The organism is Burkholderia sp., from assembly GCF_018375725.1.
Classification (GTDB): domain Bacteria; phylum Pseudomonadota; class Gammaproteobacteria; order Burkholderiales; family Burkholderiaceae; genus Burkholderia.
Map to the genome: position 1 here is coordinate 1 of NZ_JAHACR010000455.1, position 2,310 is coordinate 2,310.

Genomic DNA, 2,310 nt, shown 5'->3' on the forward strand with positions numbered 1-2,310 from the left:
ACCACAGCGAATAGCGGCCGCCGACCCAGTCCCAGAATTCGAACATGTTGGCGGGATCGATGCCGAACGCGGCGACCGCATCGGCGTTCGTCGACACGGCGACGAAATGCCGTGCAACCGCAGTGTGCGGCGCGCCGCCGGCCAGCAGCCACGCGCGTGCCGTACGCGCATTGACGAGCGTTTCGCGCGTCGTGAAGGTCTTCGACGAGACGATGAACAGCGTCGTCTCGGGATCGGCGTGCTTGAGCACTTCGGCGATGTCCGCGCCGTCGACGTTCGACACGAAGTGCATCGTGAGGCGTTCGTGCGCGTAGGGCTTCAGCGCTTCGCACACCATTTTCGGGCCGAGATCCGAGCCGCCGATGCCGATGTTGACCACGTCGGTGATCGGCCGGCCGGTATGGCCGAGCCACGTGCCGGCGCGGACGGCATCGGCGAAGCGGCGCATCTTCGCGAGGACGGCGGCGACCTGTGCGGCGATGTCCTCGCCGTCCACGATCCGCGGCGTGCCCGAGCGGTCGCGCAGGGCGACATGCAGCACCGCGCGATGCTCGGTGCGGTTGATGCGCTCGCCGGCGAACATCGCGTCGCGGCGCGCTTCGACGCCCGCGTCGCGCGCGAGTGCGACGAGCCGCGCGATCGTCTCGCCGACGACCGGGTTCTTCGAGTAATCGACGAAGAGGCCGGCCGCGTCGAGGGAAAAGCGCGCCGCGCGTTCGGCATCGCGTGCGAACAGCTCACGGAGCGGGATGCCGGCCATCGTGTCGCGATGGTCGGCGAGGGCGCGCCACGCAGGCGTCTGGGTCAACGAAGTCATGATCGGCACAGGTTCGGGATGGAAAAGAATCAGCGCGGCGCGGTCCAGCCTTTGTACGCATTCACGTTGTCGCGCGTGATCAGCATCGGCTCCATCAGGATCATCGGATTGGCGGGTTTCTGGCCGTTCATGATGCCGTAGCCGACGTTGACGGCCTTTTGCGCCATCGTCCACGGATCCTGGCTCGCCGACGCCTGCACGAGCGTATTGCCCTTGAGCGCCGTTTCGATGTCGGGCGCGCCGTCGACCGACGTGATCACGATGCCGGAACGGTTCAGCTGCTTCGCGGCGAGGTCGCTGCCGACGGCTTGCGGATCGTTGATCGTGAAGACCCCGTCGATTTTCGGGAAGCGCGTCAGGTAGCCCTGCATGGCGTACATGCCGCCTTCGCGCGAGCCCTTGCCGTCCTGATCGCTCGACAGCACCTTGAGGCCCGGATTCTTCGCGAACACCGACTTGCAGCCATTCACGCGATCGACGACGGCCGACACCTGCGGACCGTTCTCGATGATCACGTTGCCCTTGCCGCCCAGCTTCTTCGCGATGAAGTCGCATGCGATTTCGCCGGCCTTCACGTTGTTGGTCTGCACGGTCGCGTTCGCGCCGGCCGCCGCGACATCGACCGCGACGACCGTGATGCCGGCCGCCTGCGCCTTGCGCACGGCCGGCTCGATCGCCTTCGGATCGGCGGCGTTGAGCAGGATCATGTCGACGTGCGCGGAGATGAAGTTGTCGATCTGCGTGAACTGCTTGTTCAGGTCGTAATCGGCCGATACGGCTGTCACCTTCGCCGCCGGATTGATGGCCTTCGCGCGCGCCTCGGCGCTTTTTGCGATCGTGACGAAATACGGGTTGCCGAGCGAGCCGACCGTGATGCCGATCGCCTTGAGCGGTTTGCTGTCCGCGTGCGCCGCGGAAGCCGCAAACGCGAATGCACAGGCGATGCCGGCCAGGACAGCGTGGTGCTTGAACATGTCGTTGTCTCCGTGAAATCCGTGAAATCCGTGGAATGACGGGCGCGGGCGGATGGGCCCGCGTCCCGGCGAGGGTCGAAAGGCGGCGCGTCAGGTGCGGGCGGATTCGCGCTGGCGATAGCGGTCGAGCGCGACCGCCCCGACGATCACGAGCCCCTTGATGATGTACTGCCAGATGTCGGACACGCCGAGCAGTACGAGTCCGTTGGTCAGCACCGCGATGATCAGCGCGCCGATCAGCGTGCCGACGATCGAGCCGACGCCGCCGACGAAGCTGGTGCCGCCGAGGATCACCGCGGCGATCGCGTCGAGTTCGTACGACTGGCCGAGCTGCAGCCCGTTGGCCTCGTAGAGTCGCGCGGCGGACATCACTGCGCCGAGGCCGGCGAGCAGGCCCGACACCGCATAGACGAACAGCTGGATCGCCCGCACGTTGATGCCCGACAGGCGCGCGGCTTCGGGGTTGCCGCCGACCGCGTAGATCCGCATGCCGAGCACCGTGCGGCGCAGGATGAACCA

At 66.8% G+C, this 2,310-nt stretch carries 1 protein-coding gene and 2 pseudogenes; all 3 read right to left on the reverse strand.

Annotation, left to right across the window (positions count from 1 at the left end; translation table 11 throughout):
- Positions 1 to 817: pseudogene (locus KH616_RS24285) on the reverse strand (glucose-6-phosphate isomerase); the annotation flags it as partial.
- A gap of 29 nt (positions 818 to 846) precedes the next feature.
- The gene (locus tag KH616_RS24290) at positions 847 to 1,791 is read right to left on the reverse strand and encodes an ABC transporter substrate-binding protein (protein ID WP_292253768.1); all 945 of its coding nucleotides are present in this window, start codon (positions 1,789 to 1,791) and stop codon (positions 847 to 849) included.
- 90 nt (positions 1,792 to 1,881) lie between these two features.
- Positions 1,882 to 2,310 (reverse strand): annotated as a pseudogene (locus tag KH616_RS24295) (ribose ABC transporter permease); the annotation flags it as partial.